This is a genomic window from Nosocomiicoccus sp. HMSC067E10, from assembly GCF_001810835.1.
GTDB lineage: Bacteria > Bacillota > Bacilli > Staphylococcales > Salinicoccaceae > Nosocomiicoccus > Nosocomiicoccus ampullae_A.
The window spans coordinates 27,907-42,515 of the sequence record NZ_KV802769.1 but is presented as its reverse complement, the minus strand read 5'-3'; the positions used below and the strand labels follow the sequence as shown (position 1 = coordinate 42,515).

13 protein-coding genes are annotated in these 14,609 nt (G+C 39.2%); all 13 read right to left on the bottom strand.

Features of this window, described 5'->3' with window-relative positions:
• Positions 1 to 440: 440 nt before the first annotated feature.
• The 13 genes from hslO to HMPREF2767_RS05950 all read right to left on the bottom strand — a co-directional run bounded on the left by hslO (position 441) and on the right by HMPREF2767_RS05950 (position 14,562).
• On the bottom strand, positions 441 to 1,310 hold the full coding sequence (gene hslO / locus HMPREF2767_RS06010) for an Hsp33 family molecular chaperone HslO (RefSeq protein ID WP_070623101.1): 870 nt from the start codon (positions 1,308 to 1,310) through the stop codon (positions 441 to 443).
• 48 nt (positions 1,311 to 1,358) lie between these two features.
• On the bottom strand, positions 1,359 to 3,428 hold the full coding sequence (ftsH, locus tag HMPREF2767_RS06005; RefSeq protein WP_068128625.1) for an ATP-dependent zinc metalloprotease FtsH: 2,070 nt from the start codon (positions 3,426 to 3,428) through the stop codon (positions 1,359 to 1,361).
• 72 nt (positions 3,429 to 3,500) lie between these two features.
• The gene (gene hpt, locus HMPREF2767_RS06000; protein WP_068128627.1) at positions 3,501 to 4,043 is read right to left on the bottom strand and encodes a hypoxanthine phosphoribosyltransferase; all 543 of its coding nucleotides are present in this window, start codon (positions 4,041 to 4,043) and stop codon (positions 3,501 to 3,503) included.
• Positions 4,033 to 5,229: a tRNA lysidine(34) synthetase TilS gene (tilS, locus tag HMPREF2767_RS05995; protein WP_070458343.1), complete on the bottom strand. Its 1,197-nt coding sequence runs from the start codon at positions 5,227 to 5,229 to the stop codon at positions 4,033 to 4,035. Before tilS ends, hpt begins: the two co-directional genes overlap by 11 nt.
• A 60-nt stretch (positions 5,230 to 5,289) precedes the next feature.
• Positions 5,290 to 5,652, bottom strand: coding sequence for a S1 RNA-binding domain-containing protein (locus tag HMPREF2767_RS05990; RefSeq protein ID WP_040928192.1), 363 nt, complete (start codon positions 5,650 to 5,652; stop codon positions 5,290 to 5,292).
• A gap of 75 nt (positions 5,653 to 5,727) precedes the next feature.
• Complete coding sequence (locus HMPREF2767_RS05985; RefSeq protein ID WP_068128629.1) at positions 5,728 to 6,150, bottom strand: FtsB family cell division protein; 423 nt, start codon at positions 6,148 to 6,150, stop codon at positions 5,728 to 5,730.
• Between the two features lie 46 nt (positions 6,151 to 6,196).
• Positions 6,197 to 6,478 (bottom strand): RNA-binding S4 domain-containing protein, encoded by a 282-nt coding sequence (locus HMPREF2767_RS05980; RefSeq protein ID WP_040928190.1) that lies wholly within the window; start codon positions 6,476 to 6,478, stop codon positions 6,197 to 6,199.
• Complete coding sequence (locus tag HMPREF2767_RS05975) at positions 6,465 to 7,625, bottom strand: MazG nucleotide pyrophosphohydrolase domain-containing protein (protein WP_070623098.1); 1,161 nt, start codon at positions 7,623 to 7,625, stop codon at positions 6,465 to 6,467. Before HMPREF2767_RS05975 ends, HMPREF2767_RS05980 begins: the two co-directional genes overlap by 14 nt.
• The gene (gene mfd / locus HMPREF2767_RS05970) at positions 7,622 to 11,098 is read right to left on the bottom strand and encodes a transcription-repair coupling factor (protein ID WP_070623095.1); all 3,477 of its coding nucleotides are present in this window, start codon (positions 11,096 to 11,098) and stop codon (positions 7,622 to 7,624) included. The genes HMPREF2767_RS05975 and mfd overlap by 4 nt, the downstream gene beginning before the upstream one ends.
• The gene (pth, locus tag HMPREF2767_RS05965; RefSeq protein WP_068128637.1) at positions 11,091 to 11,663 is read right to left on the bottom strand and encodes an aminoacyl-tRNA hydrolase; all 573 of its coding nucleotides are present in this window, start codon (positions 11,661 to 11,663) and stop codon (positions 11,091 to 11,093) included. The genes mfd and pth overlap by 8 nt, the downstream gene beginning before the upstream one ends.
• Before the next feature lie 58 nt (positions 11,664 to 11,721).
• Entirely contained in the window at positions 11,722 to 12,348 is a 627-nt protein-coding gene (locus HMPREF2767_RS05960; RefSeq protein ID WP_070623092.1) for a 50S ribosomal protein L25/general stress protein Ctc, read from the bottom strand.
• 114 nt (positions 12,349 to 12,462) lie between these two features.
• A complete protein-coding gene (locus HMPREF2767_RS05955) occupies positions 12,463 to 13,434 on the bottom strand; it encodes a ribose-phosphate diphosphokinase (protein ID WP_070623089.1) in 972 nt (323 codons plus the stop codon).
• Between the two features lie 15 nt (positions 13,435 to 13,449).
• Positions 13,450 to 14,562 (bottom strand): DapH/DapD/GlmU-related protein, encoded by a 1,113-nt coding sequence (locus HMPREF2767_RS05950; protein ID WP_070623086.1) that lies wholly within the window; start codon positions 14,560 to 14,562, stop codon positions 13,450 to 13,452.
• Positions 14,563 to 14,609: the final 47 nt, after the last annotated feature.

The following is a 14,609-nucleotide window of genomic DNA, read 5'->3' as shown; positions in this document are numbered from 1 at the left end:
TGTTAATTATCTCGATATATCTAACAGATTCGGTAATTATCTGTTAAATAACCTCATCGCTAGCGAGACGGAAGGCCTATTAAGTTCTTAAAAGTATAATAACTCTCTTTATCAAAATTATATTTAACAAAAATATCGGGATATTGTTAGATATCTGATTTTATTTAACATATTTCGCCAGTGGTGATCACTTTTTGTTAATTATATTTTTTTATCTAACAAAAACGGTGCTGAATCCCGGGAATTTGTTAATTATCTCGATATATCTAACAGATTCGAAGAATTTTTGTAAATTAAAACACAGCACAGCACAAAAAAGCGCCCGGAAACACGAATCTGTTCGTATTTTCGGGCGTCACACAAATTACACACCGCGGTAGATGAACTACCTCATCCCGCACTATTCGAGGCAAAACCGGATATTCTCCGGCACGGCAATTTTATTCTTCTAGAAGTGCTTCGAGCTCTTCTTTTTCGATCCAAACATCGTTGCGACAGAAGTTACATACTGCTTCTGCGCCACCGTCTTCTTCGATCATTTGTTTGATTTCGTCTTTTTCTAGTGATGCGATTGCGTTGATGAAACGCTCTTTACTACATGTACATTCGAATTCGACTGGCATATCATCAAGCTTGCGCCATGAGTCGCCAAGTACTTCATCGACGATTTGTTCTGGTGTTAAATTGTCGTCGATCATTTGTGAAATTGGACGCATCTCGCTCGCGATTTTTTCTAGACATGTAATCGTCTCTTCGCTTGCTGCTGGTAGTACTTGAATGACGAGTCCACCTGCTGCTTTGACAGTGTTATCTGGATTAACGAGTACACCGAGTGCAACGATTGATGGGACTTGTTCTGAGTTATAGAAGTAATAAGAGAAGTCTTCACCGAGTTCTCCTGAAATAAGTTCAACTGAACCGACAAAGTTGTCTTTAAGTCCGATATCTTTTGCGACTCTTAAATACCCGTTCGTACCAACTGCACGACTCACGTCGAGTTTCCCTTGAGCGTTTAAGTCAAAGTGTACGTCTGGGTGTTGCACGTATCCACGTACGTGACCGTTCGCATCTGCGTCTGTCACGATTGCACCGATCGGTCCGCCACCTTCTACTGTGACTGTGACTTTATCTTTTCCTTTTAACATTGCACCTAATACTACAGTTGCTGTCATTGTACGACCTAACGCTGCAGCTGCTGTTGGGTATGCTTTATGACGATTTACAGCTTCATTTACTGTATCTGTTGTATCTAGTGAAAAAATTCTTACTTCATCGTTTAAACCTAATCCACGTATTAACTTATCTGCCATGTTTATTTCCTCCATAATAAAAGTCGCCTAACTCGAGGCGACTTTTAGTTATTTGTTATCTCTATCGTCTTGTACGTCACGTTGTTCGTTTGGACCTTTTGGATCCACGTCTTCTGTAACGTCTTCGTCTTCTGTCATTTCTGGACGAGAAACTTCTTCCTCGTTATCTGATACGTCTTCATGACGTTGTAACTTTTCTTTGATTTCTTCGTATGAATGACCAACTTTTTCATCATCTTCAGTATCTTCTTCTAGATGACTATCATCATACTTACGTTCAGGTAATTTTCCGTCGTGGAATAACCCTTCTATTTGTTCGCGGTCTAACGTCTCTTCGACGAGTAACGTTTCCGCAATTAATGTTAATTGTTCTTGATGCGTCGTTAAGATTTCGTGACATCTTTCGTACGCTTCTTTAACAATCTTTTGAACTTCTAAGTCAATTTCATAAGCAAATTTATCTGAGTAACTCTTCTCGTGACCCATTTCTTTACCTAAGAATACTTGACCACCTGTTTCACCAAATTGGATTGGCCCAAGTTTTTCACTCATACCAAATTCCATTACCATTTTTCTAGCGAGACTTGTCGTTCTTTGGAAGTCGTTATGTGCACCTGTTGATGCTTCACCAAACGTAACTTCTTCTGCAACACGTCCACCGAGTAATCCAACGATTCGGTCTTGAAGCTCTGGTTTTGTCATAAAGTAGCGATCTTCTTTAGGAAGCATCACGGCATATCCGCCTGCTTGACCACGCGGAACAATCGTAACTTTGTGAACTGTTTCTGCTTCGTCTAACACCATACCGATTACTGTATGTCCAGCTTCGTGGAACGCAACGATACGACGTTCTTTTTCACTCATAACGCGAGATTTCTTAGCAGGACCTGCGATTACGCGGTCTGTCGCTTCGTCTACGTCTCGCATGTCAATCGTATTTTTACCCGCACGAGTCGCAACAAGTGCTGCTTCGTTTAGTAAGTTTTCTAAATCTGCACCTGAGAATCCAGGCGTACGTTGTGCGATTGCTTTTAAGTCGACTGTTTCGTCTAACGGCTTGTTACGTGAGTGTACTTTAAGTACAGCTTCACGGCCTTTTACGTCAGGTAATCCGACTTGAATTTGTCTATCAAAACGACCAGGACGTAATAATGCCGGGTCTAAAATATCTGCACGGTTTGTTGCAGCGATCATAATAATACCTTCGTTGCCTGCAAACCCGTCCATTTCTACGAGTAATTGGTTGAGTGTTTGTTCACGCTCATCGTGTCCACCACCGACACCTGCACCACGTTGACGACCGACAGCATCGATTTCGTCAATAAAGATAATACATGGTGAATTTTTCTTTGCTTGTTCGAATAAGTCACGTACACGTGACGCACCAACACCGACGAACATCTCTACGAAATCAGAACCTGAAATCGAGAAGAATGGAACGCCTGCTTCACCTGCTACTGCACGTGCAATTAATGTTTTACCTGTACCTGGAGGTCCGGTTAATAGTACCCCTTTCGGAATACGCGCACCCATTTTATCGAATTTGCGGTGATCTTTTAAGAAGTCCACAACCTCGATAAGTTCTGCTTTTTCTTCATCTGCTCCGGCAACATCTGTAAAGCGTGTTTTTGATTTCGTGTTATCAAATTGCTTCGCTTTACTTTTACCGAAGTTCATCATGCGGTTTCCACCGCCACCTTGTGCATTAGACATTAAGAATAAGAAGAAGAATAGAATCACAAGTAGCGGTATGAACGTAAATAACATTCCTGTCCACGGGCTTTGTTCTTTTGCTGGTTCAACGTTAAATTTAAGGTCGTTGTCTTTCTTAGCTGTTTCTAAAATTGAATCTAAATCTCCAGTTGCATTATAAGGAATCACTGTATGGAATGATTCATGATCTTCCTGATCTTTTAGTTTACCTTTAACAAGATACACATTATTTTCAGGCTGAATCGTCATTTTTTCTATATTTTGATTTTCTAAAGCTTCGATAAATGGTTTGTACTGCAGCTCTTTATCTGCTTGAGTGCCGCCATTTAAGCTTTGGAATATACCGAATAATATTACTGCTAGAATTGCTAAAAGCAATATATTACGGCCAGTATTTTTAGGCATCCGTAATCCTCCGTTTCTATTACACTAAAAGAAATATTAACAAAATTAACATATATTATCTACTGTTATGCATTAGTTATATAGTTCTGGTTTTAGTAAACCGATATATGGCAAGTTACGATAGTTTTCATTAAAATCTAGTCCGTAACCGACGACGAATCCTTCAGGAATTGTCGTACCGATATATTTAACGTCGACTTCTAGTTTACGTTCAGGTACTGGCTTATCTAAAAGCGTAACAACTTCAACACTCTCAGCTTTTCTAGAACGTAAAAAGTCGATGATATAGTTAAGAGTCGCACCTGTTTCGACGATATCTTCTACAATTACGACGTGACGCCCTTCAATTGACGTCGATAAGTCTTTCAGTATCTTTACTTCTCCTGTCGATTTTGTTCCGACGTAACTCGACACGTCCATAAAGTCCATTTCTAAGTGTGTATCGACGTACTTTACGAGGTCTCCCATAAACATGATCGAGCCTTTTAATAGCGCCACAAAAACCGGATTTTTACCATCGTAATCACGTGTTAACTCAGAAGCAAGTCGTTTCGTAATTTCTTTAATATCTTCTTCGCTAAAAAGTATTTCATCAATATCATTTCTAAGCGTCATAATATAACTCCTCAACATGTAAGTCTATTTTAAAATTGCTTAATAGTTCTATTATATTATAAATATTACCTACCGCAACAATTGTACCGGTGTCATCGACAATAATTGGCATCGTTTTTCGCTTTTCATGACTAATTTTTTTGTCGATAAAAAGCCGATTCACTTTTTTAGTACCGACGTTCGGTATCGCCACACGGTCACCTGGTTGAAACGTGCGAACGGTTAAGTTCGGCGAACCATCAACTGTAATTTTATAACCATTAAAATAGTACGTGCCAGCGTCATCAATCGTCATCTCTTCATCGAACATTCGGTCACTTATGACGTAGCAATCGTCATAACTACAGACGAAACTTTGTTCACCAACTGGCAATTCAAATTGACTCGTGTCACTCTGTAACAACCGAATCATTTCTTCACTATACGCTCTGCCGACGTTTAACCAGCGATTTAAGATATATACTTTTAATATGTGACTACACGCGTTAAACCTCTTTCGGCTAACAGGCTTATCTTTAAGAAAGCTTTCAGCCTCTTGTTTAAAATATTGCGTCATTTCGTTGTAATCTTCTTTAAATTGCGTCAAACTTTCTAAATGCAGCTCGTCATGCTGTTCGATATTTGGTAACACTTCGTGACGAATATAATTTCTCGTATAGTCGTTCGTGTCGTTTGTATGATCTTCAAAATATTCAAGACGATGTTCATGTGCATACTGTTCGATTTCTTGTAAACGAACACTCATCATCGGTCGAAGTACTTTACCGAACTGAGACGGAATACCAATGCCTTTTAAATGGCGACCGGTTAATAACTCAAACATAATCGTTTCAAAGTCATCATCTTTATGATGCGCCGTTAAACAGTAATCGATGTCGTATTCGTTTAACATGTCATAAAAGAACGCATATCGTAAGTCTCGCCCTTTTCGCTGTGAAAACTTGTCTAAATTTAATGTCGTCGATAAAAATACATATCCGTCACTATCCGCCATTTTTCGTAACGCTTGTTCTTCACCGATAGAGGCCTCTCGACTCCCGTGGTTAACGTGTAATATATATAACTCTCGATATGTATCTCTATAACGCGTTGTCAATAAATGATATAAAACCGTCGAGTCTATACCACCCGATAACGCTATGGCGATATTGTCTGACGGCGTCCAAGTGACGTTTAATTTGACCATTCACTTCACCCTATAAGGATAAAAAAGGCTAGAAAATTCCAGCCTTTTTACTTCTATTTATTAACGTCCGCCGCGACGTGCGTCCGCTTGTCTTTTAATTGAACTCATACGCTCTTCACTATCTTTTAAGAAGTTTGAGAGTTTCTTTTCAAAGTCTTCTGGAGACTGTGCTCTACGTTGCTTTTTTGGTTTCTCTGCTTGTTTAATAGATAAAGAAATCTTTCCATCATCACCAACAGATAATACTTTTACTTCGACTTCATCGTTTACTTTAAGGTGATCATTAATATCCTCAACGAATTTGTTTGCAACCTCACTAATGTGTACGAGACCACTCTTTCCATTCGGTAATTCAACAAATGCTCCGAACGGTTTAACTCCTGTGACTTTTCCGACGAGTTTTTCGCCAACTTCAACTGACATGAACTTAAATTTCCTCCTGAATAGTGTAGTAATGTTTATTTATCATAACATTAAATGCGACAATAATCACTTTTATTACTCTTTTGACTCTGAATCTTCGTTTTCATTTGTTTGTGTTTCTGTTTGAGTCGATTCTTTTTTAGATTCTGGTAACGAGAAAATCAGTTCTCCGCTACCAGACATAAAGAAATCTCCACGGGCAATACGACGAATATAATTTTCATCATTTAGTTGAATAATCTCTTGTTCAAGTTCTGCACGCTTCTCTTGTTTTTCTTCTAACACGAGTTCTGTTTCACGTACTTCGTCTTTTAACGCGCGATTCTCTACTTTTTGTTTGATGCCGCCAGATATGAATGCAAATATAAAGACAAACGCGAGCATCGACACAATAATCATACGACGGCGTCTCACTTTACGCTCACCTTTAAGCGACTCTTTTTTAGAGTCTAAATCGATTGTATATTTATTGAGCATTTTAATAATTTTGTTCGTCATTTGCATTCACATCCTTTTATACAAGTTTACACGATTTTTTATACAGTTACCATCCAGATTCGTCTTTATCGTCTTCTATTTTTTCATCGTGTAGCATTTTTGCCATTAATTCGGCTTCTTCTTTTTTAGCATGCTCTTTTAGATCGAGGATTTCGTACGTGACGATACGGTTCCCGAAACGAATTTTAAGTTCGTCACCGACGCTAACAGTCGTGCCAGCTTTTGCGACTTTACCGTTTACTTCGATACGTCCGTCGTCGCTCATCGTCTTCGCAAGTGGACGACGTTTAATAATACGTGACACTTTTAAAAACTTATCGAGTCTCATATTGTTCCTCCAATATTTCGCCTAACGATTTCCCTGAGTGAATCGTTTCTTTCATCCATTCAAGTACTGTCGTTGCGTATTCTTTTTCGTATTTAATACGTTCTGTTTTACCTTCTTTTTTCTTTTGAGCATTCCACACTTCTGTTAACTCACTTTGGTTGTTTACTTCAACGTCTCCAAAAACGTGCGGATGTCTATGAACGATTTTACGGTTTAGACTTTCTAATATATCGTGGAAATTAAAATATCCATCTCGTTCAGCAATCGCTGCGTGTAAACCGACTTGAAGTAAAATATCTCCAAGTTCTTCGACGAGAAGATTATCGTCTTCTTTTTCAATGGCTTCGATTACTTCATACGACTCTTCGAGTAAAAATCGTTCGAGTGATTGATGTGTTTGAACCTTGTCCCAAGGACATCCGTTTTCACCAACGAGCACTTGGTAGATTTCACGCATATGGTAAATCGAACGGTTATCTAACGTTTCACTGTCGATTTTTTCGATAAACATCGTCATTAAATTCGAATTCGGTACGTCATAATCGATTTCTTCGAGTGGTTTTGTAATTAGTTTTTCTTCACGGCTACCAGCTGCTACAATTAAAGTGACTGGCGTCTCTGGTTCGTAATAGTCGAGCAGCGTAAGTTTCACATCCGACACTGAAAACTGATCGTACACTTGTGTAATTAGTGTATGTTGACGGTGATTTAAATCGCGTTCAGTTAATGTCGAGCCGTCTAAAATTTGAAACCCTTCGTTTACAGGAATATTTACCGCTTCAATACACACGTCGATAAAACTCTGTCCCCCAATAACATCTACTTCCACACCTGCATCGTTATTTAACAGTAATTCTGTCGTCGTTTCGTATAACAACGGTGACCCAGGGACTGCATAAATGATGTCTCTATCTTTTCCTTTTGATAGTAATGTGTCTACGATTTTTTCGTACGTCTCTTCGAACGTTTCACTTTCAACGTAATAATTATCAAATGACTCGTACGGGATATTTTCAGTGTTGAGTAGTTCGACAGCAGGATGATCGCTCGTACGTAAGTAAACAAAGTCGCTTCTTTTTAATCTGTTATACACGCCAACTGTCATATGATCGACATCACTACTTCCAAGACCGACAATCGTTATCATACCGCTTCCTCCTTTTTACTATTCAGCGAGCGTTTTAAAATATCGATAAATAGCTTAATGTCTTTCGATTTCACTTGAAACTGAATTTCGTTATTTTGTACTCGAATACGAAGTTCTCTTTTATAATCATTCGTGTCGATAAACAACCGTTCGCCGTCAATTTGTGCTGTTGCGTCTTTCGTTAAGTTTAAATAGAAGTATTGTTTATCTTCATATACTCTATACCCACCGAGTATTAGTGCATAAATCTTCACACGTACGAGGTCGATTAAATTCTCGACTTCTACTGGGTATTCTCCAAATCGGTCGATCATTTCATCTTCAATATCTCGTAACGCTTCAATACTACCCACTGCTCTTAAACGTTTATATAGGTCAATTTTCGATTGCTCATGTGAAATATAAGATGCTGGTAAATATGCATCGAGTTCGATTTCGACCGGTATGTTTGCAGGTTCTTTCTCCTCAATAGATAAACCACGCTTTTCTAGCACAGCAGTCTCTAACATATCTGAATATAACTCGTATCCAACTGAATCGATGAATCCAGATTGGTGTTTACCGAGTAAGTTCCCGGCACCACGTATATTTAAGTCGCGCATCGCAATTTTAAACCCGCTTCCGAGTTCAGTGTATTCTTTAATTGCCGCAAGTCGCTTTTCAGCAACTTCTGTTAACACTTTGTTTGGTTGATAGAAAAGATACGCGTAACTAATTCGGTTACTACGACCAACGCGACCTCTAATTTGATACAGTTGCGACAATCCGAAGCGATCTGAGTCTTCAATAATTAGAGTATTTGCGTTCGGCACGTCGACACCCGTTTCGATAATCGTCGTCGTCACGAGTATGTCGTACTCGTTATTGACGAACGCTTGCATCGTCTCTTCGATTTCTAACTCAGTCATTCTCGCGTGCATCACTCCAACACTCGCATCAGGCACGAGCGTTTCAATGTGAATTGCTTTTTCGTAAATCGTATCCGTACGATTATGAAGATAAAACACTTGTCCGCCTCTTGCGAGTTCACGGTTAATTGCTTCTTTGACGAAGTTCCCGTTATATTCTAAGACGTACGTTTGAACTGGGAAACGGTTTTGTGGAGGCGTCTCGATCACTGATAAGTCTCTAACACCCATTAAACTCATGTGTAGCGTTCTTGGAATCGGTGTAGCCGTTAAAGTTAATACGTCGACGTTTGTTTTTAGCTGCTTAATGCGCTCCTTATGTTTTACACCAAAGCGCTGCTCTTCGTCGACAATGAGAAGTCCAAGGTCTTTAAACTCTACCGTTTTACCGAGAATCGTATGTGTACCGATAACGATATCGACCGTTCCTTCTTTTAGACCTTTTTTAACTTCACGCATTTCTTTAGGCGTTCTAAAACGCGACATCATCTCCACGTTGACTGGGAAATCTTCAATACGTTCAATGAACGTTTCATAGTGCTGTGCGGCTAAAATCGTCGTCGGTACGAGTACCGCGACTTGTTTGCCGTCTTGAACTGCTTTAAATGCTGCACGAATTGCGACCTCTGTTTTACCATAACCAACGTCACCACATAGCAGTCGGTCCATTGGCTGCACTCTTTCCATATCTTGTTTAATTTCGTGAATAGATGCAAGTTGGTCTGGCGTCTCTTCATAAGGGAAACGTTCTTCAAATGACTGAACCATGTCATTATCTGGACTAAATTTAAACCCTTCAGTCGCTGCACGTTCTTGGTACAACTTAAGTAATTCGTCAGCAAGTTCATTTACGCTACTTTCAACTTTCGCTTTTGTTTTCTTCCACTCTGTACCTCCGAGCTTATGCATTTTTGGTGCACCGTCGTCACTAGAGACGTATTTTTGTACGAGGTCCATTTGATCGACAGGGATAAATAACTGGTCCGTCCCTTTATATTGAAGTTTCATATAGTCATTGTGTAGACCGCCAACTTCTAACGTTTCTATACCGAGATAACGCCCAACACCGTGATGTACGTGTACGATATAATCTCCGACGTTTAATTCTTGATAAGATTTAATTTTTTCAGCATTAGATAGCTTTTTCGTACGACGCTTCTTTTTTGACGTACGGTTATAGAGCTCTTTACTCGTTAAAACTGCAGCATGCATAAATGGCAGTATAAAACCTGCATCGAATTCTCCAATGGATAGTACAACACCATTTTCTACATCTTCAGGAAGTTCTTTTATGAAACTATCGATATTTAAATCTTCGAGTAACTGGCGCGTCTTTTTTAGTTCTTCTTCGTCACGTAAAACGATGTTTACTAAAAAGCCATCACGTACCATCTGATTAATGTTGGATGCGAGTATATCGTATTGTCCGTAATAAATTTCAGTCGGTTTCACAGAGATTTTAACGATGTCTTGTACGTTCACAGGTAGCGCACTTAAAAATAGTGTAAAATAAATCGCATCTCTTTTATACAGACGCTCGAGTTGATGCTCTAAATAATTTCCACCTTCACTGAGCATCTTACCTGCTTCTTGAAGGCTTTCGTAATAATTATGCATCGCACGGACTTCACGTTCAAAACTTGCTTCTATCGTTTTGACTTCATCGATTAATATAATCGCATCTTCACTAATATAGTCTAAAATCGATACTTCATCGTCATAAAGTAAATGACTAAATTGGCTTAAATGACTCATCGTATAGTCTTTATTAGTCAACTTCTCGAAGTACGTATCGAGTGATTCATGTGCACCTTTGTCGATCGTTTCTTTCGTTTTATCGTACAGCTTTGTAATATGCTCAATCAGCGCGTCGCGTTCATCTTCTTCTAACACATATTCTGAAAATGGTTCGAGCGTGACAGATTCTAGATTATGTGTAGAACGCTTTGTTTCTTCGTCAATGGCGCGTATTGAGTCGACCTCTGTGTCGAATAATTCGATACGTACGAGCCCACTCGACATATACACGTCAAAAATATCTCCACGTACTGCGAATTCACCGAAGTTTTGGACCTCTTCACGTCTCACGTATCCAACGTCAGATAAGTAACGAATAAACGCACCATAATCGATATCACTACCGAGCTCTAATTTCTTTTTGTATGTCGATAGTTTTTCAGGCACCATTAACGGCTTCATAAGTCCTTCTGTCGGCACGATAAATAACCCTTTCTCTCTTTCAAGAAGGGCATATAACGTTCGCATGCGCTCTTTTTTAAATTCTGGGCTTTGGTCTGCCATCGTTTCAATCATAATGTCGCCAACAGGAAATGTATACACGTCTTCTGTATACGCCATTAGTTGGCTTTGTAGTTTCTCCATTTTATGATTGTTTTCAACAAATAACACGACGGGTGAATCGTTCGCTTCGACGACCTCGTGAAATAACGGCCCTTTAAACTCATCTGTTATACCCGTAACGAGTAGTGACTGATTGGGCGTATAGTCTAAAACCTCTCTCACGCGAGAGTCTTGTCTGATTCTCTCTTTAACTCGGTTATGCATTGATATCACCGTTATAACGGTTCATAACATCTATAAAGTCGTGATTGATTGCCATTTCACACGCATCTGTCGTGACGTCTAACACTTTTTCGAGTGTGACCATGTCTTCTTTTGTGAATTTTGATAACACCCAGTTCACGATTGGCATTGGACCATCTGGACGACCAATTCCAATACGAATACGCTTATATTTTTCAGTTTTGAAGTGTTGGTTTAACGAACGAATCCCGTTATGCCCGCCTGCACTACCTTTTTGACGCAGTCTCAGCTTCCCGAGTCCAAGATCCATATCGTCATATAATATATAAACGTCGTCGAGTTCGATATTAAAATAATCGATTAACGGGCGAACGCCTTCCCCAGATAAGTTCATAAATGTTTGAGGTTTAACGAGCATTACCTTTTCGCCGTTCACTAAACCTGTACCAAATTCACATTTAAACTTATTTTCATCTAAATCGATATTTAAACTATCACTTAATTTATCAATCGCCATAAATCCAACGTTATGACGTGTATTGTCATATTTAGGTCCTGGGTTCCCAAGTCCAACAAAGCACTTCATAATCTTTCCTCCATATTAAAAAAGGCGATGGTTCCCCACCGCCCTAGCAATAATTATATTACTCTTCGTCTTCAGATGATCCTTCTGCAGGTGCTTCTTCAGTAGCTTCTTCTGAATCTTCTGCGTCTTCTTCAACTTCTTCTTGTGGTACAGATACCATTGCAAGAGTAGTGTCATCTTCGTTTTCAATCGTGAATGAGAACTTATCACGGATATCTCCGACAGTAATTGAATCACCAATTTCAAGTGCTTCAACATTTACTTCAAGCTCTTCAGGGATGTCCGCTGGACGAGCTGTAACTTCAACAACGAAGTTTGGTTGTTCAACAACTCCGCCTTCTTTTTCACCAGCAGCTTCACCAACAGTAACAACACTTACTTCTACTGTTCTTTCTTCATCCATGTTGATTGCGATGAAGTCGATGTGGTCCACTCTATTTTTTAATGATTCGAATTGATATTCGTTCACCATTGCTTGAACTGTTTTACCGTCAAGTTCAAGATCGATTACACCGTTACGTCCGATTTCACGAATTAATTTAATAAATTCTACTTCGTCGACAGTAACTGATGTGTTTTCTACATTATAACCGTAAAGTACCGCAGGTACTTTGCCAGCTGCACGTAATTCATTGAGTTCACCTTTAGTTAAACTCTCTCTTGAATTCGCAACTAGTTTTGCCATTATATTTTCCACCTTTCATAAACTAGCAGTCATTTTACCACTTTAACAAATAGCCATACGTAATAATACCATATAATAGGATATATTGTAAAAGTATTTTAACAATATTTAACTTTAGTCAAATAAGCGACTGACTGAACGCTCTTCGTGAATACGAGTAATTGCTTCAGCAAGTAACTCTCCAACTGAAAGTTGCTTAATTTTATCGATTTGTTTTTCTACAGGTAATTTAATTGAGTTTGTTACGATTACCTCTTTAATTTGTGACTCTTGTAAGTTTTCGATTGCTTTACCAGATAATACTGGGTGTGAACAACATACGTACACTTCAGTCGCACCCTCTTCGATTAACTTATCTGCTGCAAGTTTAATCGTACCACCTGTGTCGATAATGTCATCGATAACGATTGCTGTTTTACCTTTAATGTCACCGACGATACTCATTACTTCTGCAACGTTCGCACGTGGACGACGTTTATCGATGATCGCAATTGGTGAACCGAGTCTTTCAGCCATACGGCGTGCACGTGTCACCCCACCGTGGTCCGGTGATACGATAACCACTTCTTCTTCATAGTTTAAGTCGTGTTTTTCATCTTCAAAGTATTTCGTGATTAATGGAACACTCGTTAAGTGGTCGATTGGAATATCGAAGAACCCTTGAATTTGTGCAGCGTGTAAGTCGATAGACACAACGCGGTCTGCACCTGCTGTTTCAAGTAAGTTCGCAACGAGTTTCGCTGTAATTGGTTCACGTGGACGAGATTTTCTATCTTGACGCGCGTAACCATAGTACGGAATAACTAAGTTGATGCGGCGTGCTGATGCACGTCTTAACGCATCTATCATAATTAATAACTCCATTAAGTGTGCGTTTACTGGCTCTGACGTTGGTTGTACGACAAAGATATCTTTACCACGTACACTTTCTAACACGTCTACTTGCACTTCTTGGTCTGAGAAGCGATTCACTTTACACTTCCCTAACTCTACACCTAGATGGTCTGCGATTTCTTGAGCAAGTGGTTCGTTTGCAGATAAAGTAAATACTTTCATGTCATCTTTAATGTTTTGCTGATTTCCCATAATATCCTCCAGCGGTTATTTTTTATAATAATTTTCTTTAGTCGTTTGACGTTCACGTGCGATTGCTAAACTATCTGATGGTACATCGTCTACTACAGTACTTCCCGCAGCGATAACCGAGCGGTCTCCAATCATAATTGGTGCCATCATATTCGAGTTACACCCGACAAATGCATCGTCTCCAATGATCGTTTTGTGCTTATTTACACCATCGTAATTCACTGTAATTGTTCCACAACCAATGTTCGTTCGTTTTCCGACCTCTGCATCTCCAATATAACTTAAATGCGACACTTTTGCACCATCATCAAGGAAAGATTTTTTAGTTTCTACAAAGTTTCCAATTTTTACAGACTTTCCGATTTTTGTTCCTGGTCGAACTTGTGCAAATGGTCCAACTGACGTACCGTCACCAATTTCGGAATCTGTAATGACAGAGTGTCTAATTACAACGTCGTTACCGATTCTTGCGTTCGTGATTTCACTATCGCCTCGAATGACACAATTTTCACCGATGACCGTTTCACCTTCGATAACTGCTCCAGGGTAAATCACAGTATCTCTACCGATTTCTACCGTACTATCGATGTACGTATTTTCAGGATTAATAATCGTAACTCCATGATCCATTAATCGGTCTAATATAACGGTTTGATATAAATAACGGGCATTTGCGAGCTCTTTTCTCGTTTCTACTGTAAATATACCAAAGTCCGCTTCAACAGCACCGATTGCTTTCGCCATATTATCAATCGTATCTAATTTTAAAGTGTTTAACTTGCCTTTTTCGACGAGTAACAACTGTCCGTCGACGACGTAAATGTTATCGATGTCTTCTTCGTATAAACTTTTATACATTTCGTCAAAAATGAGTGGTGAACGGCTGTCGACAAATACTGTGTCCTTGTCCTCTAGCTGACTTGTATCCGTCAGAACTTTGTATGAGTCAAATGACTCATTTAATCCTTCTTTTGTAGTTAAATAAATATCATTTACACCCGAAAGTTTTAACTGGTTAATGATATGCTGTAATATCGTTGTCCCACATAACGTATGTAATGCGGTATGTGTGTTTGATTTCATCTGAGATGTATCGACATCTGTTAAAATCACTGCTTGCTTATGCATAATACAATATGCCTCCAAATCGTTTCTTCTACCATTATTTTACAGTA